Source organism: Dyadobacter fanqingshengii (assembly GCF_023822005.2).
In the GTDB taxonomy this organism is placed as follows: Bacteria; Bacteroidota; Bacteroidia; order Cytophagales; family Spirosomataceae; genus Dyadobacter; species Dyadobacter fanqingshengii.
Genome location: NZ_CP098806.1, coordinates 1,366,346 through 1,393,305 on the forward strand (window position 1 = coordinate 1,366,346; position 26,960 = coordinate 1,393,305).

At 47.0% G+C, this 26,960-nt stretch carries 16 protein-coding genes; 7 read left to right on the forward strand and 9 right to left on the reverse strand.

The features are described from left to right. Nucleotides 1–168 precede the first annotated feature (168 nt). The gene (locus tag NFI81_RS05465) at nt 169–2,601 is read right to left on the reverse strand and encodes an ABC transporter permease (RefSeq protein ID WP_234613576.1); all 2,433 of its coding nucleotides are present in this window, start codon (nt 2,599–2,601) and stop codon (nt 169–171) included. A gap of 339 nt (nt 2,602–2,940) precedes the next feature. Between NFI81_RS05465 and NFI81_RS05470 the strand changes: the two genes are divergently transcribed. Further along, nucleotides 2,941–3,597, forward strand: a complete 657-nt coding sequence (locus tag NFI81_RS05470) for a metal-dependent hydrolase (RefSeq protein WP_234613575.1) — start codon at nt 2,941–2,943, stop codon at nt 3,595–3,597. Nucleotides 3,598–3,642: 45 nt separating this feature from the next. On the opposite strand, the gene NFI81_RS05475 is transcribed toward NFI81_RS05470, so the two are convergent. Then, entirely contained in the window at nt 3,643–6,105 is a 2,463-nt protein-coding gene (locus NFI81_RS05475) for a glycoside hydrolase family 95 protein (RefSeq protein WP_234613574.1), read from the reverse strand. A gap of 180 nt (nt 6,106–6,285) precedes the next feature. Between NFI81_RS05475 and NFI81_RS05480 the strand changes: the two genes are divergently transcribed. After that, nucleotides 6,286–7,188 (forward strand): helix-turn-helix domain-containing protein, encoded by a 903-nt coding sequence (locus tag NFI81_RS05480; RefSeq protein WP_234613572.1) that lies wholly within the window; start codon nt 6,286–6,288, stop codon nt 7,186–7,188. 87 nt (nt 7,189–7,275) lie between these two features. Further along, nucleotides 7,276–8,130 (forward strand): oxidoreductase, encoded by an 855-nt coding sequence (locus NFI81_RS05485; protein ID WP_234613571.1) that lies wholly within the window; start codon nt 7,276–7,278, stop codon nt 8,128–8,130. A 72-nt stretch (nt 8,131–8,202) separates the two neighbouring features. On the opposite strand, the gene NFI81_RS05490 is transcribed toward NFI81_RS05485, so the two are convergent. After that, a complete protein-coding gene (locus NFI81_RS05490) occupies nt 8,203–10,206 on the reverse strand; it encodes a glycoside hydrolase family 97 protein (RefSeq protein WP_234613569.1) in 2,004 nt (667 codons plus the stop codon). 114 nt (nt 10,207–10,320) lie between these two features. Between NFI81_RS05490 and NFI81_RS05495 the strand changes: the two genes are divergently transcribed. From NFI81_RS05495 to NFI81_RS05510, 4 genes are read left to right on the forward strand one after another with little or no spacing between them, the layout of a single operon-like run. Continuing rightward, the gene (locus NFI81_RS05495) at nt 10,321–11,685 is read left to right on the forward strand and encodes an ATP-binding protein (RefSeq protein WP_234613568.1); all 1,365 of its coding nucleotides are present in this window, start codon (nt 10,321–10,323) and stop codon (nt 11,683–11,685) included. Nucleotides 11,686–11,712: 27 nt separating this feature from the next. Beyond that, the gene (locus NFI81_RS05500; protein WP_234613567.1) at nt 11,713–12,087 is read left to right on the forward strand and encodes a response regulator; all 375 of its coding nucleotides are present in this window, start codon (nt 11,713–11,715) and stop codon (nt 12,085–12,087) included. Further along, nucleotides 12,084–13,130 (forward strand): adenylate/guanylate cyclase domain-containing protein, encoded by a 1,047-nt coding sequence (locus tag NFI81_RS05505; protein ID WP_234613566.1) that lies wholly within the window; start codon nt 12,084–12,086, stop codon nt 13,128–13,130. The genes NFI81_RS05500 and NFI81_RS05505 overlap by 4 nt, the downstream gene beginning before the upstream one ends. Nucleotides 13,131–13,132: 2 nt before the next feature. Then, a complete protein-coding gene (locus NFI81_RS05510; RefSeq protein WP_234613565.1) occupies nt 13,133–13,702 on the forward strand; it encodes an HD domain-containing protein in 570 nt (189 codons plus the stop codon). Here NFI81_RS05510 and NFI81_RS05515 read toward each other — a convergent pair. The 6 genes from NFI81_RS05515 to NFI81_RS05540 form a co-directional block, all read right to left on the reverse strand. Further along, entirely contained in the window at nt 13,697–16,939 is a 3,243-nt protein-coding gene (locus NFI81_RS05515; RefSeq protein ID WP_234613564.1) for a cyclic nucleotide-binding domain-containing protein, read from the reverse strand. The genes NFI81_RS05510 and NFI81_RS05515 overlap by 6 nt on opposite strands. Nucleotides 16,940–16,978: 39 nt before the next feature. Beyond that, a complete protein-coding gene (locus tag NFI81_RS05520) occupies nt 16,979–19,252 on the reverse strand; it encodes a cation:proton antiporter (RefSeq protein WP_234613563.1) in 2,274 nt (757 codons plus the stop codon). A gap of 93 nt (nt 19,253–19,345) precedes the next feature. Beyond that, entirely contained in the window at nt 19,346–20,830 is a 1,485-nt protein-coding gene (locus NFI81_RS05525; RefSeq protein ID WP_234613562.1) for a mandelate racemase/muconate lactonizing enzyme family protein, read from the reverse strand. Between the two features lie 38 nt (nt 20,831–20,868). Further along, nucleotides 20,869–21,801, reverse strand: coding sequence for an RraA family protein (locus NFI81_RS05530; protein ID WP_234613561.1), 933 nt, complete (start codon nt 21,799–21,801; stop codon nt 20,869–20,871). 42 nt (nt 21,802–21,843) lie between these two features. Beyond that, nucleotides 21,844–23,370, reverse strand: a complete 1,527-nt coding sequence (locus NFI81_RS05535) for a SusD/RagB family nutrient-binding outer membrane lipoprotein (RefSeq protein WP_234613559.1) — start codon at nt 23,368–23,370, stop codon at nt 21,844–21,846. Nucleotides 23,371–23,465: 95 nt separating this feature from the next. Then, on the reverse strand, nt 23,466–26,924 hold the full coding sequence (locus tag NFI81_RS05540) for a SusC/RagA family TonB-linked outer membrane protein (protein ID WP_234613558.1): 3,459 nt from the start codon (nt 26,922–26,924) through the stop codon (nt 23,466–23,468). Between the last annotated feature and the right edge of the window lie 36 nt (nt 26,925–26,960).

Here is a 26,960-nt window from a genome sequence, read left to right on the forward strand (position 1 = left end):
TCCTGATGTGAGAACTGCAGGAATAGGAAAAGGTTACAGGAATTTAGAAATATTTTTTAAGAAGACCTGTATCTCATTGCCTGTTAGTATTTTACATATTAAAAATGGCCGGTTAACCGACCATTTTCATGTTAGCAGACAATGCAGATTTAAATTAGAGACGAATGGTTATTCCGAACGAAGTGATTTAACCGGGTTCATTAATGCCGCCTTAACCGACTGAAACGAAACTGTAAGCAGCGCTATCGCCACTGAGAGCAGGCTTACCAGTGCCAGCGCCCACCACGAAATGGCGATCTTGTATTCAAAATCTTCCAGCCAGCGGCTCATCATCCACCACGAAACGGGCAATGCTATAATGATCGCGACAATGACGAGTTTGAGAAAATCTTTCGAAAGCAACGCGACGATGCCTGCAACGGAAGCACCCAAAACCTTACGCACGCCGATCTCTTTCGTTCGTTGTTCCGCGGTGAAAATCGCAAGGCCGAACAGCCCCATACAAGCCACGAAAATGGTCAATCCCGCGAACAGACCTAGTATTTGTCCGGTTTTCTGTTCGGTTTTGTAAGTCTCATTAAATCGCTCGTCCAGGAAGGAATAAGTGAAAGGCAGGTCAGGTTTGAAACTGTCCCATTGATTTTGCATTTTGGCGAGCAGGCCCGAAACCTCCTTATTCTTTGTTTTGATGATCATCCAGCCATATCCCTGATTCAATGTCATCACAAGGGGTGAGATCTTTTCGTGCAAGGATTTGAAATGAAAATCTTTTACAATTCCTATTACCTGGTAGTTCTCACCCTTGCCCTCATTGTTACGTCGGGAAACGATTTTGCCAAGCGCATCATGCTGCCATCCGAGTGCTTTTGCGGCTGTTTCGTTCAGTATAATAGCGGTTGAATCCATTCCAAATTCCTTCGAAAAGTTACGTCCCTGCGCCATTTCCATCCCCAGAGTGGCCAGGTAATTATAATCGACCTCATAGCGAAGCGTTTTCAAAAGCTGCGAAGAATTGTTCTCCGGCGAGATCATATAGTTGTTGCCATCCGACGGCCCAGCAGGCACATAACCGGATAAACTAATGTTGCTGACGCGGGAATCACGCAATAATTCATCCCGAAAAACAGGCAGATTTTTGCCTAGTGCCCAAGCCGGAACAACCAGAACCTGATCCTTATCATAACCCAGCTTTTTGTTTTGAATAAATTTCAATTGCTGGTAAACCACCGTCGCGCCGACCATTAAGGTGATTGAAACAAAGAATTGAAAAACCACCAATCCGCTTCTCAAACTTATGTTTTTGCCTGAGGAATTGAGCTTTACCACTGCACTTCCGCCTTTCAAAACGGAAATCGGCTTGAACGATGAAAGAAAAAAGGCAGGATAACTGCCCGCAAAAACGCCGACAAACAGACCAAAAAGCAGTAATGCAGGCAAAATAGCAGGAAGTGCTTCAAAGCTGAAACCCAGATTTTTACCTGAAAGACTATTAAGCAATGGCAAACCTGCGAGGCAGATGATCGTTCCCAGGACCAGTGAAATGCCCGTCAACAAAATGGATTCCATCAAAAACTGGGCAACCAGCTCAATCTTTTCAGATCCCATCACTTTTCTTACACCCACTTCCCGGGCGCGTTTGGACGAACCTGCGGTGGACAGATTCATAAAATTGATGCATGCGATCAAAAGCATAATGATGGCAATGGCGCTGAAAATGTACACGTATTTCAAATCACCGTTGGTACCCAGGTCAAATTGATAATTTGAATGCAGGTGGATTTCGGTCAATGGTTGCAGGTACAATCCAAGGTGATTGCCTTTCTTGCGAAACTCAGCCATGGTCAGACCCAGTGCCTGTTTTAGCTGCGGGCCCATGTATTTATCCACCGTTTGCGGAAGTTTAGCGTCAAGCTGCTTATAGTCGTATCCTTTTGGCAAGACAAGATAGGTGTAGAACTCCGAAATCATCCAGGAAGTCGATTTAGCATCTTCCAGCGACGACATGGAAGCAAGCATATCGAATTGGATGTGCGAATGTGCCGGCATTTCCTCCATCACACCCGTAATTGTATAAGGTGTTTTCCAATCTTTAAATGTCAGTAATTTGCCGATCGCGTCCTGTTTGCCGTAATATTTTTGGGCAAGTTTTTTAGAAATAACGACTGTATTAGGTTGTAGAAGCGCTGTTTTCGGATTGCCTTCAATCAGCGGGAATGTAAAGACTTGCAGGAAATTGGAGTCAACAAATGCGAGCTGGTCATCCGTATATAATTTTTGGTTGAGCAAAATCAGTGGCGAGCCGCCTAGTCTTAGCCTGGTGGCTTCCAAAACCTCTGGATAGTCCGCTTTCAGCGCGGCTGCGGTAGGTGGCATCACATGCGCTTCATTCATTTCGCCACCTTGCATAACGCCCTTAAACACCACACGCACGATCTGATCGCCTTTCTCGTGGAAGCGATCGAAGCTAAGCTCGTCCAATACATACAAGCTGATCAGCATGCAGGATGCGAGGCCAATGGCCAATCCGGTAATGTTGATGGCGGAAAAGGCGCGGTTGCGGACCAGATTTCGCCAGGCGATTTTTAAATAGTTTTTTAACATAATATCGGGAGAATTAAAGCAGAGTAAATTTTATTTTTATGGCTAACAGATCGGTACATTGTATAACATAGTTCTTTGTATAAAATATATGCCAAATTACAAAAATGCTCGTAATTAGCCGATTACGACACTTGCAATTTTGCAAATCGTCCGCATCCGAACACTTTTGTACGGAATCGGGCAACATATCAGGGAGTTGTTTTAAATTATTGTTACGAACCTTGACGTTTGCGGCCGCATGATTAAATTTGAGAAAGACTGAGAAGTACGCAATGGATTTCTTCAAAGGCTATTTCATAACAGATCTTTTGCCAAGTCATTAATCAACCAGCCACGTATATGTTTATAGGTCATTATGGATTAGCGTTCGGAGTAAAAAAGGTGGCTCCCCAAATCTCGCTTTTAACATTATTCGTAGCCGTTGAATTCGTCGATATTCTTTGGCCGTTTCTGCTGCTGTTCAATGTAGAGCAGGTGAAGGTTACGCCCGGCATTACGGTTGTCACGCCCTTTGATTTTGTGCATTATCCCTACACGCATAGTTTGCTCATGGGCATCGTGTGGGGTTTGCTGGCCGGACTTGTTTATTGGTTTTTCAAAAAGGATGTAAAAAGCGCACTGATTGTAGGCCTGGCCGTTTTGAGTCACTGGTTTCTGGATCTGGTCGTGCACATTGCCGATTTGCCGCTGACGCCATTTACCAACATGAAAGTTGGAATGGGACTCTGGAATTCGCTTGAAGGGACCATAATCCTCGAACTAATTATTTTCACAATCGGAGCTTACCTTTATTATAAGCACACAAAAGCGATCAATAATAAAGGAAAATGGGGCTTCTGGCTGCTGGTAGCATTTTTCCTGCTCACCGACTTCTATAATATGTTCGGTCCGCCGCCAGAAGACTCCATTCCTATGCTGTTTATTTCCTTCGCTGTATTGCAGCTGATCGTGCTGGCTTTGGCCAATCTGGTTGATAAAAACCGCGTTTCAAGTTGATGTCAACCTTGCGTCGGCATGTTGCCACTTGCAATTCTCGGCGCACTATTTCGCTTTGAAAACGTATTCTTTTCCAGCTTCGGTTGGAAAATCAAATGCTAATCTTCCTGCTTTCACGATGGCCGCCCCCGCTGGCAAGGGTTGAATGTTTTTGTAAAACGGATTTGCATTATCTCCCTTTGCTGCTTTTAATGACGCCTTGGAGGTGGATTTAACAGCGCCAGGAACACCGACCCGGCAATTGCCGCCCAGTTGGGACCGGACGATCAGTTGTGTGATTTCACCATTGGACCAGGTTATGTCCAGTTCAAAACCACCTCGTGCTTTCATTCCCTTCACCTCGCCGGTCGCCCAGTTATCGGGGATGGCGGGGAGGACATTGATGAGGCCGTCGTGGCTTTGCAGCAACATTTCGGTGATCCCGGATGTGCCACCGAAATTCCCGTCAATTTGAAATGGTGGATGTGCGTCGAGTAAATTGGGATAGGTTCCGCCGCCGTTTGCGTAATTGGTTCCTTCGACTCCCGTGAGTTTCAATTGCTCGCGGATCAGCTTATAGGCATGATTTCCGTCCAGTAACCGCGCCCAGACATTGATTTTCCAGCCTTTACTCCAACCTGTACCGCCGTCGCCACGCAATTCCATTGTTCTTCTTGACGCTTCTGCAAAATTGGGTGTCGATAGCGGGGAAATCTGCCTGCCCGGAAAAAGGCCAAACAAATGCGAAATGTGCCGGTGCTCGGGTTCTACATCTTCCCAATCCTTATACCATTCCTGCAAATTCCCCTTTTTGCCGATCTGCATAGGAAACAACTTGCTGCGTTTTTCAATCAGCATTTGCCTGAATTCCGCATCCGTTCCAAGCTTTTCCGACGCTTCGATCAGGTTTGTAAAAAGATCCCAGATAATGGCCATGTCCATTGTTGTTGCCACGGAAACAGAACCTTTGAAGCCTTTTTCGGTAAGAAAAATGTTTTCGGGCGTTGTTGCGGGAGCAGTGACCAGCTTGCCGTTTTTATCTTCAATCAGCCAATCCAGACAGAATTCTGCGGCGGATTTCATTAAGGGATAAGCTGTTTTGGACAAATATTCTTTATCGCCGCTGAACTGATAATGTTCCCACAAATGCTGGCATAACCAGGCGCCGCCCATGGGCCAGTTGGCCCACGACGGACTTCCGCTTACGGGATTGGTTGTTGCCCAGATATCCGAATTGTGATGGAGCGTCCAGCCTTTTGCGCCGTAGAAATTTTTGGCAGTTTCCTTACCAGTTGTGGCAATGTGGCCGATCAGGTCTATTAATGGAGTGTGCAGTTCCGATAGGTTGGCCGTTTCCACCATCCAGTAATTCATTTGCGTATTAATATTGGTCGTGAAATTACTGCTCCAAGGCGGGCGCACTTCGCGGTTCCAGATGCCTTGCAAATTGGCCGGGATGCCGCCGGGACGCGAACTGGAAATGAGCAGATAACGTCCAAACTGAAAATACAGGGATTCCAGGCCAGGATCTTTCGCACCTTCCGTGTAAGCTTTCAGTCGCTCGTCCATGGGAAGATCCGTTTTTGGATTACCATTGATTACCAGGCTGACGCGGTTGAAAAACTTCTGATAATCAGCAATATGGTCGCTTTTCAGCGCGTCGAAGCTCTTGGCTTGTGCAGCTGTGATATACTTTTCTGCGATCTGCGACTCGTCTTTTCCTTCTTTGTCGGGACATTTATCAAAACCATTGAAACTCGTAGCAGCCGATAAAACCAGCACCACTTCGGTCGCATCGGTAATGTGCAGGCCTTGCGCGTCTGCGACGGTTTTTCCATCTGATTCCTTCACTTTCATGCGCAGCTCAAAGCGCATTCCCCTGCATTTGGAAGGATCGTTGTAAATCACGGGCTGCTCCATCGTTTGCATGTAGCTCGGGTCCGTGTGCGCAGGTGCTTGTCCTTTCATCGCCACCTGATCCTGAGCAATCACAACATTATTATAGTATAGCGGACTTTGCGTTGCCGCCGTGAAGTTCAGCGCACCTCTTTTACTCGATTTCAACTTCACAATCATCACTTGATCGGACGCTGAAATGAATATTTCCCGGCTGTAATCAACACCTGCAACTGTGAAAGTCGTGGAAGACAATGCATTGGAAATGTCCAGGTCGCGCTTGTAGGCGGTGGGTTGTCCCTCAAATTGCTGCTTAATGATCAGATCGCCAAGCGGTTCGTACGATTCTGTGAAAATCCCTTGCAATTTCTGCGTTAGCTCTTCGGCCAGCTTGTAATCTTCGTTGGCGAGCGCAGTCCTGATTTGCGGGAGATAATTTTTTGCTGTCGGATTCGGGTTTGTGTTCACAGGCCCGCCGGACCAGAGTGTTTCCTCGTTCAGTTGGATAATTTCTTCATTAACCCTTCCAAAAACCATGGCGCCGATGCGGCCGTTCCCAATCGGCAATGCTTCATTCCAGTTTCTGGCAGGTTGTTTATACCAAAATTTCAGATCGGATTGAGCGAAGGCCATATTGCAGGCATGGAGGAACACTATTGTACAAATAGAAAAGCGGAGAGCCCTTCCTGTACGGGAAAGTCGGATTTTGGTCAATCTCATAAGTGGTTTATAAATGTATCTCAATGGGGACAGGTTAACAAGGTTGTATCATTTGCATTCTACTATTCTATTTGAATTTTGTAACTTCGTGTTATGGCAAACTCAGAAACACTCGAAGAATTTTACCAGCACAAGTTTAATTGGCTGCCGGATAACCTGCAAGAGGACATTGGTCATTTCAATGTTTTTCGTTTGGAAGATTGCATGGGCCCGAATTCAGCGCCTATCCAATACAGTCGCAAGGATTTTTACAAAATTACCCTTATCCGCGGAAAGAACATTTACCATTATGCGGATAAAAGCCTCGAAACGGATGGCCCTACACTGATTTTCTTCAATCCGCAGGTTCCTTATACGTGGGAAGGCGGCCCTGACAGCATTTCCGGCTATTTCTGCATTTTCACCGAGGGTTTCTTTTCAGGCAGGATTCGCGACGGACTGGGTGATTTGCCGATGTTTACACCCGGCGGAAAACCGGCTTACCTGCTCAGTGAAGCGCAGGAGGCGCATGTTCAGGGAATTTTTGAAAAAATGCTGGAAGAGATTAATTCCGATTATCAGTATAAATATGACCTGCTGCGCAATTATGTAACGGAAACGGTGCATTATGCGATGAAAATGCAGCCGTCCGAGTCGCTATATCAGCATCCAAATGCCAATTCCAGGATCACAGCAGTTTTTACGGAGCTGCTGGAAAGGCAATTTCCCATCGAATCGCCTTCGCAGCGTTTTACATTTCGATCTGCCAATGATTTTGCGCAGCAATTGTCCGTTCACGTCAATCATCTGAACCGCGCCATTCGCGAAACGACGGGCAAAACAACCACAACGCACATTGCCGAACGCATTGCCAGTGAAGCGATTGCGCTTTTGAAGCATACCAACTGGAACATTTCGGAGATCAGTTACAGTCTGGGATTTGAAGAACCGGCCCATTTCAACAACTTTTTCAAAAAGCAAACCAGTCAGACACCCACTTCTTATCGGATTGTTTGAATTTTGCAATCATCTGTTTGAACGGCGCAATGTTGGATTTTTGCCGGTAACCTAATTTTGTTTCATCAAATTAAAACAAACAAAAAGATGGAAACTGATAAAATTTGGTTCGTAACTGGTGCTTCAAAAGGATTGGGACTCACATTGGTTCAAAAACTGCTTGCGAGCGGCAACAAAGTAGCCGCCACTTCCAGGAGTCTGGAAGATCTGCAAAAGGCGGTGGGTAATGATAGCACGCAATTTTTACCACTGGCAACAAACCTCAAAAGCGAGGCAAGCGTGCAGGAAGCAATAGAAAAAACCGTCGCGCATTTTGGCCGTATAGACGTGGTTGTGAATAATGCAGGTTATGGGCTGCTGGGCAGCGTCGAAGAGCTTTCGGACAGCGAGGTGCGGGACAACTTTGAAGTGAATGTGTTCGGCATTTTCACTGTGATCCGCAAGGCGATGCCATATCTCCGCGCCCAACGTTCCGGTCATATTTTGAACATTTCTTCTATTGGCGGATTCATGGGCGGTTTTCCCGGATTTGGCGCATATTGTGCTACCAAGTTTGCGGTTAATGGCCTTTCTGAATCGCTGGCTGAGGAAGTAAGGGCGTTCGGGGTGCATGTAACGATTGTGGAACCGGGCTATTTCAGGACAAATTTCCTGACAGATTCGTCCATAGGCCTTCCAAAAATCCAAATTGAAGATTATAAGGAAGTACGCGATTCGCAAAACGCGCATCAGAATGAGATCAACGGAAAACAGCCGGGTGATCCGGAAAAAGCCGCAGACGCAATGATCCGCATTGTTTCCGAAGCGAACCCACCCATGAACTTGTTCCTCGGGAGCGACGCCTTCGCAATTGCTAACGGCAAAATCGCAGCCGTGCAAAAAGAGCTTGCAGACTGGCAAGACCTCACAGTTTCGACTGATTTTGAAGTAGAGGGGGTTTAGGGTAAAAAATGCGCTGGCAGCCAGAGCGGACCGGGCAGCCGGGCACGTTACTTCCGAAGTAGCGTGCCAGCGTCATTTTGCCTTCAAACGAATCAAAAACCCGCCGCCTGGCGCCATTTTGATCTGTAACTTATCGGTCGAGGCCATTGCCTGTGATATCAATTTGTAATCCGCAGCATAGCGATCCGCATTTATACCATCTTCACAAATCGTTGCGTCGTATTTATGTTGTTTCAAAAAGTCCAGTGACACATTTAATGTTCTCGGTGTGAGATCATTCATTGCGCCGATAAACCAGTCATTGCCCTTTTTCCGGGCGGTAACGATGTAATCGCTCAGCTTTGCGTCGAGGACCATTGTGGTGTCCCAGGTTGTGGGAATGCTTCCGAGTAGGCTCATGAAATCGGGCTCCATCATGCCCTGTGAGGGATTTCCGGAGAAAAGCTGGATCGGGCTCTCATACACAACGAACATGGCCAACTGCTGCGTCCGGGTCCCGAAAGACATCACATTTTCTGCTATGGGTCGAAACGAGCTTTTGGTTCCGTTGCTTAGCAGACCGGGTTCGTAGTCCATTGGTCCGGAAGTCATTCTGATAAAGGGAAGCAGCAGATTGTGATCCGGCGTCGCTTTATCACTCCAAATGTTATATTCCGAACCTAAAACTGCCTCGCGGGTAAGCGCATGCGGATAAGTGCGGTTGAAGCCGGCGGGTTTAAAAGCGCCATGAAACATCAGCATAATCTTGTGGTTGGCGCAAGCCTGTGCCGTTTTATGATAAAAATCAACCGCTTTCTGATCGTCCCGGTCAATGAAATCGGTCATAATAAAGTCTACGCCCCATTTATTAAACTGGTCCAGTGCAGGCTCCATTTGTTTATCGAGCGTCATGGCCAGTGTCCACATGCCCAGCTTGATTTGCTTGGATTTCGCGTAAGCAACAATTTCCTCCATATTGATCGACGGCGTGATCTTGAAGAGATCATTGTTATCGCTCCATCCCGCGTCCATCAGAACCTGCTCGAAACCAAACTGTTTCGCGAAATCAATGTAATACTTATAGGTTTCGGTATTAATGCCGCTCTTGAAAGGAACATTGAACAAATTTTCGGTAATAATCCATTCTTCAGTTGATTTTCGCGGCGTTATCCATGACGGATCGGGAACCCTGGAAGGCGAGGCAAGCCGATAAACCAGATCGTTTTCGGGAAGCATTCTGTCTTCCGGTGCAATGAGGATTACGCGCCAGGGAAATGCACGCGTTCCTTTTGTTTTGGCAATAAAATCTTCACGTTCGGAAACATAAACCTGCGAGTATTCACCTGCCAGCACTTTTTCCGCTTTCGGATATGGGGCGAACGCTCCCAGCAGCGTGCTCTTTCCGGTCCCGGTTAAAAACATTCCCGGATACGATTCCAGGTCCGATTCGGTGATGATTATCTTGGGTGAATTCCCTGCCGCGAGCAAAACAGGCGTAAAGCAAAGGTTTTTAGCCAAGACGCTATCCAATGTTTTGATTTGGTAAGGCTCCTCGAAACTCGTGTGAAACTGGTCCTGATTCCCTCGCCGGACCACTTCCGGGAAATATAAATGCGGGTTGTCGGGAAAATTGAATGCTGCCAATTCATTCTTCACAATGATCGAATCTTTGAAAAATGTCTCGATCCGATAGGCTGCACCATCATTGTAAACCCGGAAAGTGAGCCGGAACGGCGCGGAAAAGCGAAACGATATTTCATTGTAAACGTCAGGAATATGCTTGCGTTTTTCAGGGACCGGCGAAACAATGACCTCATTCACCGACCTCGTGGTCACTTTCGGTTTGTTCAGCCGATCGGACAATTTGCCTTCATTTCCTAGAACAAGGTCAATCTGTGAAGGCGCGAGCAGCGGGGCGCCGTCGTAGGAAATGGCGTAGCTTACTGTCTTGTCAATATTAACGGAAAGCTTTGTTTTTCCATCGGGCGAAGATATTTCCCGGATCGTTGCTCCGTGTGCGACGAAAGAAAGCGCCAGCAAGCCAAATAGCAAGACTCTCTGACTTAGCAAGATGGTGAACTGATGGGTGTGCGACATCCCTGATCTGATAAATTCCTATTTCACCTTAATGTAAGAAAATCCGTGAAAATAATTACTTTGCTGTTAAATTGACATTCTTAAAAACGGAAAAAACAGCACCGTAGAACCTGCATGGATTACTTTCTCGTTTCGTTCTTCCTGATCCAGTATGTTCGGTCATCATTGCATACAAGTACCAGCCTTCCGGATTGGGACCGCACATTGCTGATAGGCCGATATGTGAGCATTGCATTAATTGCGACTTACTATGTGTCGGACACCCCGGATTGGTTCAGTTGGATCTGGCATGTTTTCATGATCCTGATCATCTACATTCTTTACACCAAAGAAGATTTTAGTCCGATCAGGTCAGTTACTCAGTCTGTTATTCCATTTGTAGCCATATCCATCATCAGTGATATACTGGAAGTTGCAGCTCCGAAATTTTATGAGGATTACGACGACTGGTTCAACATTGCCACTTCTTTTGCATTTGTACTATGCTTCGTCATCTGGTTTTATGCTCAGAAGCAACGAAAAATCCTTTTAAAAGAACGGGAAGACCGGCTGCGTGAAGAAATGGCAAGCAAGGCGCAAAAGGAATCACTGGAATATCTTGTTGCTGAGCGCACAATGGAACTCACGGCACAAAAAGAAGAACTGCAAAAAGCGATCGAAGACCTGAAATCGACTCAGAACCAGTTGATCCAGAGTGAAAAGATGGCCTCGCTCGGTGAGCTTACTGCAGGCATTGCGCACGAGATCCAAAACCCGCTGAATTTTGTCAACAACTTTTCTGAGGTGTCTGTTGAGCTTTGCCAGGAGTTGGAAGAAGAAGTGGACAAAACAGCGATTTCCGATGAGGATAAAGATTATATCAAAGGCATTATCGCCGATCTGAGCCAAAACCAGCAAAAGATAACGCACCACGGTAAACGCGCAGATTCGATTGTGAAAGGAATGCTTCAGCATTCCCGCGCTTCCTCGGGCGAGAAGGAAGCGGTGGAGATCAATGCATTGGCAGACGAATATATGCGGCTTGCTTATCACGGCTTGCGCGCCAAGGACAAGGAATTTAATGCAGCATTGGTTACCGACTTTGATCCGAACATTGGCAAAGTCATGGTGATGCCGCAGGATCTCGGAAGGGTTTTTCTGAATCTTTTTACCAATGCATTTTACGCCGTAGCCGAGAAAAAACGAATGTTGACCGAGGCCGGCAAGCTGAATGATTATAAGCCGGAAGTGAAAATTTCCACCAAAATGTTCGCCGGCAAGCTCTATATAAGGGTTACCGACAATGGCACGGGCATGCCGGATCAGGTAAAAGCCAAGATATTTCAGCCGTTCTTCACGACGAAGCCAACAGGGCAGGGCACAGGGCTGGGCCTTTCAATGAGTTATGATATCATTACCAATGCCCACAACGGAATGCTGGACGTGGAGACCATTCCGGGAGAAAAAACCGAGTTCAAAATTACAATTCCAATCGCCTGATTAGGTCAGCGCTTTACTGATTTAAATATGAAAATACTTGTAGTGGATGACGAGGAAGACGTTAAGTCGCTTTTTGAACAAAAATTCAGGAAGGAGATCCGTAGCGCACAGTTTGAATTTTCATTTGCTTTTTCAGGTGAGGAAGCGCTGCATTTTATGGCTGAGCATCCTTCCGAAGTGGTCATGATCCTGTCGGATATTAATATGCCGGGCATGAGCGGTATAGAGTTGTTGAAGACGATCCGTAAAGACTTCCCTGCCGCACCGCCGCAAGTGATGATGATAACGGCTTATGGCGATAGCAACAACCATGATCAGGCAATGCAGCTTGGAGCGGATGATTTTTTGACGAAGCCTGTCAATTTTGTTGAATTAAAAGAGAAATTGCTGAAAACCCTATGAAAGCCAAAATACTGGTTGTGGATGATGAAGCAGATCTGCAATTGCTGATCAAGCAGAAATTCAGACGACAGATCCGCGAGCAGGAATACGAATTTATCTTCGCCGAAAACGGCTATAAGGCCCTCGAAGCACTCGTAGAGCACCCTGATACGGACATGGTGCTGAGTGACATCAATATGCCCGAGATGGATGGACTGACGCTGCTCATCCGCCTGGGTGAGCTGAGCCCGATCCTCAAATCGGTGATCGTGTCTGCTTACGGCGACATGGACAACATTCGCACGGCCATGAACCGGGGCGCATTTGACTTTCTTACCAAACCCATTGATTTTAAGGATCTTGAAGTCACAATGGAGAAGACGCTTACCTATGTGGCGCAGCTGCGGGAAACGCTGAAAGCCGTTCGTGAAAATGATATTTTGCGCATGTATGTGGATTCTTCCGTCCTCCAATTTATGACGCAGGATACTTTTGAAAGATCGCTGATGACGAGCGAGAACATTGAAGCAACGGTCGTTTTTATGGACATGTGCGGGTTCACTTCCATTTCCGAAAACGAACCGGCAGATCTGGTGGTGAAACTCATCAACAAGTATTTTGATGTAATGGTCAAAGAAATCATTGCGCAAGGCGGCCTGGTCGATAAATTCATGGGAGACGCGGTTATGGCCGTTTTTCGCGGTGAATATCATTTGGACCGTGCTATTGAAACATCGCTGGCCGTCAGAAACCAGATCAATAATTTTAAGGAAGAGCGTGAAGGGCATTCGGGTTATTTTCCAAAGGTGTCCATTGGCATTAATTCCGGCGAAATGGTCTCGGGGAACATTGGTTCTGCGGCACTGAAAAGGCTGGATTATACGGTCATCGGCGACGCTGTTAATGTTGCCCAACGTCTGCAAAATGCGGCAAAACCAGGTCAGGTTTTACTGCCCGAATCTGCTTACCTTGCTGTTAAGGAAGCATTTAATTGTAATCTGGTGGGAGAGGTTGTGCTTAAAAATAAGGCAAATCCCGTCAAGATCTACGAAGTTCTGGAATAGCCATGAATGTTGAAAAAGCAGAAGTTTTTATCGTCGATCAGTTTCGGCGGAGGTTGTCGGACACACTTTATTATCACGGTTTGCACCACACGCTGGACGTTGCCAATGCCGCATTGCACCTGGCCAATCTGGAAGGCGTTACGGACAGGGAGGAGCGGGATCTGCTGAAAACAGCGGCCTTGTATCACGATGCCGGCTTCATGTACACATACAAGGAGCATGAGCAGGAAGGGTGCAGGATCGCCCGCGAAGCATTGCCCCGTTTCGGTTACAGTCCCGAACAGATCGAAACCATTTGCGGAATGATCATGGCGACACAAATTCCCCAAAGTCCGAAAACACATTTGGAACAAATCGTTTGTGACGCTGACCTGGATTATCTGGGCCGCGCAGACTTTGAACCCATTGCCGAAACATTATACAGGGAGCTTAAAGCCAGAGATATGGTAACCGATATCGACGCCTGGAATGCCATACAGGTAAAATTCATTGGCGCGCACAAATACTGGACCGCATCGGCGCAGCGCCTGCGGGAGCTTCCTAAGCAGACGAACCTGAAAACATTATTATAACAAGCGCATTTTCTCGTTCTGCGCACGGATCCGCTGGCAGAGGATGCGCAGCACATTCCTCAGGATCTCGTCGCGTTCTTCCATTAGTTCGAAGAAATCCTCCTGATCAATGCGGAAAACCAGCGTATCTGTTTCTGCAACAGTTGTTGCCGATCTTGGCTCAGTATCGAGTAAGGCCAGTTCCCCAAAAATCTCGCCCTTATCAAATAATGCGAGCTGTTTTTTCCCATCGTAAATGCCAATTTGCCCCGTATAAATAATATACATGGAATCACCCGGATCTCCTTTCGCAAAAATTTCCTGGCTGTCGCTATACGTGATTTCTTTCATGATCGGCGCAATCGAGCTGAGCACGTTTTCGGGAGTTTGGGCAAAAAGTTGTGTGTTTTTCAAAACAATCACTCGTTCCATTTCTGAAATTTGCTGGGAAGTTTCTGCGTGTTTCATAGGATTTGTTGTGAGATTAAGGATCGAAGCATCCGCGTTTGTTGCCAATTTAATGCGAACTGCGTCCCGGATAAGACGCGAAGAATGGGTGTGAAGATTTGCTATCAGCGCAAGATCGTTCTGATCATTGCTTTTGGCGATGGCCAATGCAATGGTCCATTCCGTAAATAATTTTTCTTTTTGTGTCAAAATGTAAGGGATCAGCGATACGCCGGATTCCTGGTTTCCCATGTACTGGCGCAATGCCTCACGCTTTTTTTGAATGGGGATATTTTCAAACAATGCATGTAAGGAAGGATACAGCACGCGGGGCAAAAGGCTCTCGATCATTTCCAGAGAATTGGCCCTTTTTTCGCGTGACGCATGTCTGATTCCCTTCCAGGCATTCTGCACGGCGTCCTTATCATACTGCATCATAAACAGATAAAAAAGTCGCTGGCTTGTCAGTTCGAGTTCATAATCCAATGTGTTGTTCCAGGCTTCATCCGCTTCGTTTTCGTCCATGCCGCTCAAAAGCATAGACGCATGAAACAATTCCTTTTCAACGAACTCAGAAATAATTTGCTTATAGTCAGCCATTAACGAGTAATTGGTCAATGCTTTCAGCGCTGCCCGATGGATATAAGTATCAATGTTTTTAAAATGTACGTTACTTTCTGAACTTATCAAATTTATATTATGGTAAATATTTTTAATAAGTTTAAAAAGTATTTGAAGTATATATTCGTGCTTTGTTTTTTCTGCAACTCTTATGAGCGTATGAATGCGCTCCTGGGACAGATCATTGTGCAGCCACTCTTCCACAATGCTGATACCCGAGTCGCCGGATTTGATCAGCGAAGCCACGGTTTGCCTGGACAATGAGCCGGTGAGTAACGGTTTCAATTCACGTAAAAGCTGGGGTGAGCCCACGGTTGCGGCCACTTCCAAAGCATAGTTCCGAACTTTTTCCGAGCCGTTGCGGAGGCAGGTTTTTACAAATTCTTCCTGCGCTTTCAGTCCCGTGGTTTTCACACAATCCAATGCAATCAACTGCGCATCTTCCTGCTCCGACAGGAATAGCCGGCGTAATGTGCCGTGAATAAGCGGCAATGCTTTGCCAGCTTCCCAACTTCCCAAAATCGATCCTTTTACGATGTCCAGATCTTCATGCGCCAGAAATCGGGCCAGTTGCTCGTCTGTCAACTGGGATTTTGAAGCGGCAATTCTGACGGCCAGCGTTTGGCAAGCCGTGTCCGGCTCGGTCTCAATGTATTTAAGAAATGTATCTGAAAGCTCCGGTTTTTCAAGTCCCGCAAGGGTTTGCAATGTTTTCAGGCGAACGGCCGTGATTGGATTTTTGAGCAGCAAATCAACGTTTTTGCGGAAAACGGATTCCTTATTGCGAGCCAGCCAATCGATCGCGTTGAGGACTTCTTCCTTTCGTTCGCTCTTCAAATTCTCCGTGATGATAGGCAATGCTTCGGATGGAGATGCCATTTCACCGCTCCTTATGAACCTTTTGCTGATCGCATTTTTCAATTCCTGAATGTAATGCCCGTATGCTTTCCGGAAAATAAGCAGCGCCGCCACAGCAAACAGGAGGGAGAGATCGAATGTAAGGCTGATGTTGCTGAGTTTTTGCGTGTAAATGATCCATAGCAAACCGCCCGCTATCAGCATACCCAATGGTTCAAACAGGCCTTTGGCCAATGTATGGCCTTTTAACCGCGTTTTGGTTGAAAGCGGTTGGAATAACACAAGAAAAACAGGATCGAAAATGGTTCGCCTGACCAGTTCAAAAAGCAGGTAAGCTGCACAGTAGTAGACCAGTAAAGAAGGTTCGTCTTTTCTGAAATAGGATGAAATGAGCAAACCAAGCGATATCACAATGGTGGTCAGCGGCAATAGGAACAGTGTAAGCTTCACGCCAAACCGTTCAACCGTTTTACCCGAAAAAATCAGTTTTACAAATGTAGCAATCACATAAGTGACTGATAATAATGTTCCTACAAAGCCAATTACATCGTGCTGACTATGGAATTTGTATTTGACATTGACAAAAAAGTGATATTCGATCCAGGTTGCAGCGGCGGCAACGAGCACCATGCCCAGGCAAAGCGAGGTGAGGAGCTTATTTCCACCGAAATATTTCTGAATGATCTTTGAATCCGAGGCCGAAATCTGTCTCGGCCGGGCGTGATGCGGATTGGGAATTTCGGTGAACCTGAATGTCAGGATCTGGGTGTAAAAGGCCAGCGCAAAAAACACCAGGGAAATGACCAGCAAGATCATTAGAACCGAGGGAGAATGGATCAAAACGGCCAAAACAGCACCCAGCGCTTTGGCAGGCATATCACCAGAACCAATGACGCTGAACAGCCTTTTGCTTTGACGCACATCAAAAACCAATGCAGATAAGCCCCAGAATTCCAGATTAATGAGCAGGTAAATGATCCGGTAACCCACCATAATGGCGATCGCCGTCGCAATGCCATGACCAGCCCAAAGCAGGCCCATCACCACCACCACCATTAAAAGTGAAGACAACATTGTGCCCAGACTCAGCCGTTTCAGGACCAGGTGATGCTCGAAATGTTCATAGACCTTTCCAGCGGCCATTACAGCAATCGCCGCCGCCACATAAGCAATGGGCAGGGAATATTCGGGATGATTTTCGAGCAAAAGAACGTTGGCCGAGACATAGACCAGCGTTGTACCCACATTGATAAAGAAATTATGAAAGAAGAAAAGGATCGTCTGGGGATTAATGGAACTGAAAATTTTGCTATTCTTAATCTGGGATATCATATGTTCGGAATGCTGTCGTCGCTTACGTAAAATAAACACTTATCCCCGCACGATCAAAACTGAGGGTGAATGCGACAACCAAAGGCTGTGAGACTCAACGGCCTTTTTCCAGCTGTCGAGGCTGATGATCATGAGATCTTTCTCCTGCAGGAAATCTTTTTCGAGAACATTCTCATCCAGCACCCTGATCCGTCCATTGTCAAAGTTACCAATCGCTTCCAGTTCGGACTGAATTTCAGGGGATTGGCTTGCGGCATTGGTGGGGTCCATAAGGGCCAGTTTGATGTTCGGGTGTAATGCTAGCTTCCTTACAAATTGAAACACTACTATATCCTCCGGAGAGAAAATGGGGATAAATATATTTTCGACTTTGGTCAGATTTTTTTCGATCAGAATACCCAGCGGGATCTTTACTGTCTTGATAATGTTGGTGGTACGCTCGTCAAAGACATCTGCATGAAAGAGTTTCTCTTTTCCTGTTATGGTGTCAAAAAGCCTTTCGCGACTGATGATCTTTGAAGTGAATCCCAAAATCTTGCCCAGGAATGTTCCTTCGAAGACCGTACGGCCGATTCCAATCATTAACATGTCGTACTCTCCGGCATTCGCAGTTTCAATTATATCGTGCTCAATGTTCTGGGAAGGTTTAAAAAGAGAGACAAACTGCGTATCCAGTGTGGCAGCCTCTTCGGTTATCGGCCTGAATGTTTCCAACTGGTATTCTTCGGTGTTGACCTGATTAAGATAACTGCTTGGAGAAAGATGCAAAGCGGTAATGTGGTGCGAAGCGAGTTGTTTTTGTAGAAAATGATAAGCCAAACGAAGCATTTTCCTTCCGCCCTGCGGGCTGGCAAATGCAATGAGTATGGAAAATCTGGAATCGGGCCCCGTTTCTCCTGATGCTTCCCATTTTTTCTCCGGAAAGAAGCGGTCGATCAGATCCAGTGCCGGGCCGGTCATACAAGTTGTAGCGAGTGCCATGATCACCATCATCGCAAAGATTTCGGGGGACAGGACGCCAATGTCGTAGCCAATGTTCAGCACAACCAGCTCCATCAGCCCGCGGGTGTTCATTAATGACCCGATAATGAGGCTGTCGCGCCAGGATTGGTTTACAAAACGTGCCGCAACGGCGCTTCCGATGAACTTTCCCGTGACTGCGGCAGCAATGATCAGGCCCGTAATTTCCCACAGATAAGGATCATTCAGCAACCCGATTTGTGTTCTCAGACCCGTAAAAACAAAGAACAGCGGCAAGAGCAGCACCATGGAAACGTCTTCCACTTTTTCAATGAAAATATTGCGGAAGCTCTGGTTTGCCGGCATGATCACACCCGCCATAAATGCGCCGAATAACGCATGAATGCCGATTACTTCCGTGCAATAGGCAGAAAACATCAGCACCAGGAAAAACAGACCCACCACCGGCTTGGTCAATCCTTCGCGGTAGGAATAATGGTCACCAATGCGTTTCAGCACCGGTTTGAGCACTTTCAGCATGAATACCACATATGCGGCGGCCAGGATGATCGTATAAACAGAGCTTATAAAATCGCCCGCTTTTACGATCGCGATTACGGCGGCCAGGATACACCAGGCAGTAATGTCATCGGTGGCGGCGCAGGTAATCACCATCATGCCGAGCTTCGTGCGCGACAGCCCGCGTTCCTGAACAATCCGCGCCAATACCGGAAATGCTGTGATACTCAGGGCTATACCAATGAAAAGTGAGAATGATAAAAAGCTGATGCCGTCGGGCGCAAATTGCTGATATATGTAAAGTGCAAGTCCTACGCCCAATGCAAATGGCAGAATAATGCTCGCATGACTGATCACGATGGCTTCCTGTGCTTTGGTCTTTAAAACATTCAGGTCCAGCTCCATACCAATGATAAACATGAAGAGAATTAACCCGACCTGGCTTAAAAACTGCAAATTACCCAGCGACTGCACGGGAAAAAGGAAGGTTGAAAATTCAGGAAAATACATGCCAAGCAGCGAAGGCCCAAGGAAAATACCGGCTGCAATTTCACCGATTACGGTAGGCTGACCGATAGATTTACAAAGCCAACCGAAAACCCTTGCTACTAAAATGATGGTAATGATCTGCAAGAGCAGCGTGGCAAGCGGATGAGTGAGGTTATGGTTGAAAGTGTCTAAGAACTGGTCCCAGGAAGATGTTGTTGGAACAGGGTTATTGGCCAGTTGATCAGCGTTTTCGAGTGTTTGGCCTTGCCGGATAAAGAAATAAAGTAAAGCAGAAAAGACACCAATTGTAATCGTGTAGAAAAGTACATTGCGGAGATTCTTCATCGTCAGTAATGAGTGTGAAGAACGCAAAATAGCGAATAAAAGCTAAAAAAGGGTTTCCAAACCGTTAAGATTGGAAACCCCTTTTGCGATCGTTTAGCTCCACAACCGGTCGTGAGAGCGTTTCTCGTTCCAATCCGGGGTTGGTGCGAAGAAACTTTTATCCTTTGGATTCAAGTGTTTCTTAACTTCCTCTTCGTTCAATTCAATGCCGAGTCCCGGCGCTTCCAGCGGTACAGGCGCGTAACCTTTGTCAATGAGTTTGCGGCCGTCGGTTGTTTTTACCAGGCTTTCCCACCAGGTCACATCCACGGAATGGTGTTCCAAAGCCAGGAAGTTTTGTGTAGCGGCTGCGCAATGCACATTAGCCATGAAGCTGACTGGCGTTCCGGCGAAGTGCATCGCCATCGCAATCCCGTTATCCTCGGCATAGTCACCGATGCGTTTGGTTTCCAGCAAGCCACCCGAAGATGCCAGATCGGGGTGTACAATGTCCACGGCACGTTTATCGATCAGTGCTTTGAAGCCTTCTTTCAGATAAATGTCTTCGCCCGTTAATGTGGGCGTTTCCAATGCGTCTGAAATGGTTTTCCACTGGTCTGTATATTCCCAGGGCACCATGTCTTCCAGCCAGGCGAGGCGATATTTATCCAAAGCTTTACCCAGGCGAATGCCGTTATTTAAGTCAAAATGGCCATAATGGTCAGTGGAAAGCGGAATTTCGTAGCCCACAACGCTGCGTACGTCTTCCACGACCTTTGCCATTTCATCCAAGCCTTTCGGTGTGATCTGGATCGCTGTGAATGGGTGTTTGGTGTTTGCATAGGAATGGTAATCGCCCGCCCATTGCGAAAAGCCGCCGCCCCAGAACTTGTTGTTCACAACGCTATTCTCCTTATTGCGCAGCATCCCGATCGAAACGTCCATTTTCAACCACGTATAACCCTGATCCTGCGTCCGGAACTTGATTTTTTCCTTGAACTCATTAATATCATTGGATTCCGGCGTATCCGCGTAAAGCCGCACCTTGTCCCGGTAACGACCGCCCAAAAGCTGCCAGCAAGGCACATTATAAGCCTTTCCGCAAAGATCCCAAAGCGCCATTTCAACTCCGCAAACGCCACCTGCCTGACGGCCATGGTAACCGAACTGTTTGATCGATTTGAAAAGCTGTTCCACATTACAGGGGTTTTGTCCCAATAAATGGGCCTTCAAAAACAATGCATAACGCTCGTCAGCACCATCGCGCACTTCGCCCAAACCGTAAATTCCCTGGTTGGTATCGATGCGGATGATCGGCGTGCGTCCCACATTTTGTACAATGCAATAGCGCAAGTCGGTGATTTTCAATTCAGAGGGCTTGGAAGCACGGTTCACCTTGGAAGTTGCCTGCGCAATGGTGTCCTCGGTTGACATGGACATGAACCCGCCCAATGCCATCCCGCCCACGGCCGTTTTCCGCAAAAAGTTACGGCGGCTGTCCTTCGTCGCAGGGTTGTTCATCTCAGCAGCGGTTGCCACTTTCTCGGCTTGTTCAACTTGTTTGTTAGAAGCAATGATGTCTGTTAAAATGCTTTTCATTAGTGTTAGTTTTGACGTTAGCAAATTGGCATTTGGCCTTAGTAATTTCTTTGTTTCAGATAATCGTCCAGTTCTTTCTTTGTCATCGGAAGCTTTCCCGGATAATTGTTCACCCAATTCAAAAAGTCCTTCTGGATCACGTCAGACCATTTTGTATCAATCTCACCGGGTGTATATTTTCCTTCTTTTAATCTTAAATGACCAAACTCATCACGCAAGGCAGTTACTTCTGACGTTAGCACAAGCTCTTCCACTAAATGTGCGGGAATGAAGATCGTGCCATATTTTTTAGCTAAAACCACGTCACCCGGAAGCACGATCGCACGACCGATGCGGATAGGCGTGTTTATGTTAGTAAGCATCATTTGCTGAATGTAAGAAGGGTCCTGGCCTTTCATCCATGCATTAAAACCTTTGATCTCACTCAATCCTTCCACGTCGCGCACCGAGCCGTAGAAAATTACACCGCGCTTTGATTTGGCATAAATGGAATTTCCCAAATTATCCCCGATCAATGTTCCGTCGGCAATTTTTCCATAACCGTCTGCCACGTAGACGTCGCCGTCTTTAAGCACGTCGATGGGCCATGAATTGGTGCCGCCCGTTTGTACACGGCCCTCTTTTTTGCCGGTCTCTTTTACCAAAGCCTCCAAATCCGGGCGGGAGGGAACATATTGCGCTGTTACTACGCGCCCTGTCATGGCGCTGTCGGGGTAAATCAGCTGCCATTCACCCTCAAATTGGTTATGATAGCCTTTGTTTCTCAAAACACCCCAGGCTTCTTCCATGGAAATGTTCTTCAATCTCGCCAGGATCGCATCTGACACTTTGGGGCGGCCGTCCGCAGAGCGTTCACCTTTCCACGCCGACGTGTAAGCTTTGATCTGATCTGGCGTGGGTGAGATGGACTGCGCTTGCGTGGCCAGGGCCAGGAGAAGGAGCGATCCTGTAAACAGATTTTTTTTAAGCATAAGTATAAGGGTTGGTTGTAACTAAAAATATTATCATTGGTTTTATTTATCCCAAAAAACAGGCGTTCCCAGTTCATCAGGGCCCATTCGGGCAACAGCAGCATTATAATTGACCTCATTAACCGACCTTTCGCGAACCGGATACACTAGTCTGCGGATGAATGTTTTAACGGAAGGATCTTTACCCGGATAGTTATTGACCGGCAATGTTGGAAAGCCGCTTCTCCGGAAATTGGCCCATGCTTCGGACCCATTGAGGAATGACGAGATCCAGTATTGGGTGTTGATCTGTTCCAAAGCTTTTGCCGCCATAAATGGTTGCGCAGCAATGTAAGCATCCTGGTTCGCTGCGCTTATGCTGGCCGCAACGTCATAACTCGCCAGTTGTGCCATGTGCGCTTTTACGCCCGCCTCGTAAAGCTCTTTCACATTGCCTGTTGCCCATCCGCGCTGAACGGCTTCGGCTTGCAAAAGCAATGTTTGTGAGTAAGTAATAAAGAACTCGGGTGCATCAATTTTGCCCAGGGTTTTGCGGTTAATTTGTGAATACTTAAACGCAGAGCCTATTTTGCCAGGGAAGCCAGGTGCATTGGCAATGGTGGATTCATTGTAACCATAAGGCATTCCGTCCTGGTTGGCAGGCGCTGTATCTTCTGCTCCGGCTGTTGCAATCGGATTGCCCGGTGTTTCGTATTTGACAGAAATCACGCGCAACCGGGGATCGTTTGTTGCTTTAAGCGCATCCACAAATGCTTTGCCCAGATAAACGTTTCCGCGTTCAGTTCCCTGGAAGTAATTCGCCAGCGGATGATTGAATGTGCTGTTAAAGGCAATGAAAGCATTATCCGCATTGGAGCCGATCAAACCGCCATTGGCCGGATCCACAGCTTTGGCAACGATACTTTTTGCCCGGGCCACATCCAGTTTAGAAAAACGCATTCCTGCACGCAGCAGCAGTGAATTACCAAGCTTTTTCCACTGCGCAATGTTTCCTTTATAAAAAAGATCCCCGGATTCCAGCGCTTTTGTTGCGTCCAGACCTTTTGTTCCTTCTTCGAGCTCTTTTAAAATGTCATCGTAAATCAGCTTCTGGTCGTCATATTTAGGCAGATTGATGCCTTCCAGAAAGCCTTTGCCTGCCTCAAAATAGGGCACATCACCATATGTGTCTACCAATACCATGAACACGTAAGCCTTCCAGATCCGCGACATGTTATACAAATTGCTTCGTCCCGGATTATCCTTTGTTTGTGCAATAACCGTCGTCAGCAAGTTCACAGGGCCATTTTGCAAGTATAGTGAGTTGAAATTGGCGTTGGAATTAGGATCGGAAACCGCATTGTGATTGCCGCCTTCGAGCACTCCCGTGTAAGGCGTGTTGATTTGCTGCACGATCTGCAACTGATAATTCTGCGTCGCAATGGCCGAGCCGAATTGCGCATTGGAAAACAAATAAGCCGGATCCACGCTCGTGGCCTGGACGGGATTTTTGTTGACATCTTCAAAGCCCTTGTCGCAGGAGCTGGCGAGGAGGGCGATGACGGTTAGGTATGTTAGTATTTTTTTCATTTAATGAATGACTGAATGACCGGCTCGCCGGTGCGATGATTGATTGAATGAGTGAATGAGTGAATGACCGGTTGCTGTCGCGGTGAATTATTCACTTACAACTTGATATTCAGGTTTAAACCGTAGCTTCTTGTGGTTGGAAGTGTGTGCGTTTCGATGCCTTGTAAATTGTCGGAAGCGGATACTTGTGCTTCGGGATCGAGGTTATCAATGTATTTTTTGAGTAAAAACACATTGTTGCACATGGCCGAAATGCTTAAACCCTTGATAAAGGTCTTTTCTTTCAAAAAGCGTGAGAGGTCGTAGCCCAGCGAAATTGTTCTCCATCTTACAAATGCGCCGTTGTAAACAAATGGTGTGGCAATGTTGGTGCTGCGGTAAGCCGTATAAAACTGCTGTGCTTCAACGCGTTGCGTATTTGGAGCGCCTTCCGGCGTTACGCCTTCCAATAAAACACCACCGTCACGTCCTACAAGCGAAGGTTTGGATATTCCCTCGCGGAGGAAGTTCAGGTTGGAATTGGAAAGGATCTTGTTACCCGCTTTGAAATCGATTTGCGTTCCGATCCGGATCCCTTTCACATTGATTGTGTTCACCCAGGCGCCCACCCAGGTCGGAATGGCGCTGCCGAATGTGGTGAGGCTCCCTTGCTGCGGCAATCCGCCCGAAGTTACAATGTTGCCCTGCGCGTCGCGTTTGTAGTCGAATCCGCGTAAAGAGGCGAGGGGCTTGTCCACTTCGTGGGATACGATCCCAAAGAATTCGCCCGTTCCCACGTCAAATCTTTGTTGCCCTGCTGCCAGTTCAAGCACTTTACTAATGTTATAGCTTCCGTTGAAGCTCGTTTCCCAGGTTACGCCTTCTGTTCTCACAGGCACAAAAGTCAGCAGGAATTCTACGCCCTGGTTTCTCAATTTACCCACATTGACCTTGGTCTGACTGAAACCCGATGTATTGGAAATATCCACGTTCAGGATTTCGTCGACTGTATTTTTGCGATAGAAGGAGACGTCCAGATTCAGACGGCTGTCGAATGTTTTCATTTCGAGACCTACTTCTGTTTCCTTCACTTTCAATGGTCTGAGATTTGCGTTAGGTGCAACGGTCGAAGGCAGGTTCCCCAGTGCCGTCCCGTTAAAAGGGTTTGCATTGATCCCATAATATAAATTGTTGGAATATGGATCTGTATCGCCTCCAACTTCCGCATAAGCAGCTCTTAACTTGCCATAATTCAGCCAGTTAGGTGCGTTCGCGAATGCCTGGCTAAACACAAAGCTCGCGCTCACAGACGGATACAAATAACTGTTTGAAGCGGGGTTTAATGTTGAGAACCAGTCGTTACGCCCTGTAACATTCACGAATAAGAAGCCTTTGTACGAAAACTCGGCCGCTCCGTACACAGAGTTTACTTTCTTTTTACTATAACCATAATTGGGGTTTTTAACCTGGCCGTTCGCAATGGTGTAAAGGTCACGCACGTAAAAATTGGTTACCGCAGTAGATACATTGTCGCTGATCTGCTGCATCTGGTTTCCTCCCAAAGTGATATCTATGCCAAAATCTCCAAAGGTGCGGTTGGCGCCTACCAGGACGTCGAGGTTGCGCTCCCGAAAAGTCGCCACATCCTGATAGTAATAACCATTAAAACCTGTTGCAACGGCGCCGATTGACCTTGTTCCGGTGGGACGGTTGTAGTTATATGGCCTCGTGTAGTAATCCTGCCCAATGCGGCCCTGCACAAAAAGCCAGTCCGTGAAATCATAGCGCACAGACGTATTTCCGAAAATCCGGTCGCGGCGAACATTCTCAAAGCGGTCATAAGCCACCCAGTAAGGATTGTTCCGGTTGGTAAATCGAGCCAGCGGCATTTCGTTGCCGTTCGCGTCTTTGCGATTTTTCAGCCATTCCGTATCAATGCTCGTTGCCAGCGTGTAAATGGTCGTATTGGCATTCATATCCTGGATCCCGATCTGGGGTGGATTCTTATTATACTCGTTAGAATAATTCGCATTAACCTGCGCAGAAAGCTTGTCCGAAAATTTGTAGTTCAAACCCAGATTAAAGATCTTTTTATGGTAATCAGAATTCGGCATGATCGCATTCGCGTCCGTATTAGCGAACGATAATCTGAAATTTCCTTTCTCGTTTCCACCTGAAAGCGCAACTGAATTGGTAAAACTTGTTCCGGTCCGGTAGAAGTTTTTGATACGGTCTTTATTTGCTGAATAAGGCTTCGTGGTCCCGTCAAACTGAGGGGTAGGCGCGCCATCCATGCGCTCGCCAAAAGCAAAAACACCTGAACTTTGTGCTTCTCCGGTGGTGGTAGGGCGTTTTCCGAATTCACCCTGACCATATTCGTATTGGAAATCTGTATAGTCCAGTGCCTGCTGCGCCTGAAAATTGGAGTTGATCTCCACGCCGATGCCGGTTGTTTTGCTTCCGCTCTTGGTAGTAATAATGATCGCTCCGTCTTTCGCGCGGAAGCCGTAAAGTGCAGCTGCTGCGGCGCCTTTCAAGACGGTCATGGACTCAATGTCGTCCTGGTTAATGCTTTGCAAACCGTCCCCGGCATCGGATGAGCCGCCCGTTGGGTTCCCTGTTCCATTTCCGTTTGATCCGCCCGCAGAAACGCTGCTGTTATTAATGGGAATGCCGTTCACGATGATCAGCGGCGAGTTGTTTCCGCCGAAGGACGACTGGCCGCGGATACGGATTTTGGTTGATCCGCCCGGTCCGCTGGCTGGCGGCGTTACATTTAATCCGGCCACTTTTCCTTGCAGGCTGTTTCCCAGGTTCGTGGTGCGGTTTGTTGTAATTTCATCCGTATCAATTGTTGCTGTAGAATAACCCAGCTTTTTTGCATCCCGCTTGATTCCCAGTGCAGTGACCACAACCATTTCCAGATTGCGCTCGTCGGGTTTCATCGACAAATCGTATGTGCTTTGGCTTCCCAGGGTCACTTCCTCAGGTTTATAGCCCACGTAGGAAAATATCAGAACGCCGCCGGCGTCCGGAACGCTCAGCTGATACGTTCCTTCGGTATTTGTGGCGGTGCCCGCTTTCGTGCCTTTCACCACAATGCTCACGCCGGGAAGCGGCTGGCCCTTTTCATCAGAGACTTTCCCCGAGATTGTCCGGTCAATGGTCGAAGGATTATTGATGACGGCTGGGATCGCGCTGCCTGGTTCTGCATTGGCCTTGACCAGCACAACTTGCTTTCCCTCAATCTTATAAGCAATGTTAATAGGCTTGAAAAGCTGGTCCAGCACATCGGCCAGCGGCTTTTCAACCACATTGATCGAAACTTTTTGTTGCGAACGGATTAATGACGAATTGTACGTGAAACGGATCTGCGTCAGCTTATTGAGCTTGTTCAGAACCGATTTAATTTCCTGGTTATACACCTGGATCGTAACTTTCTGATTCAACATATCCTGGGCGTCGACAATGGCCGCAGCGGATAAACTCGAAAAGATAAAGGCAATTAATAATTGATAAAGTGATATTTTAAATGCATCATAGAGTAACCTGGACGGGAGTCGGTGTTGTTTCATATAATTAGTTGTTAGGTCAGTACTTCAAAGATTAGG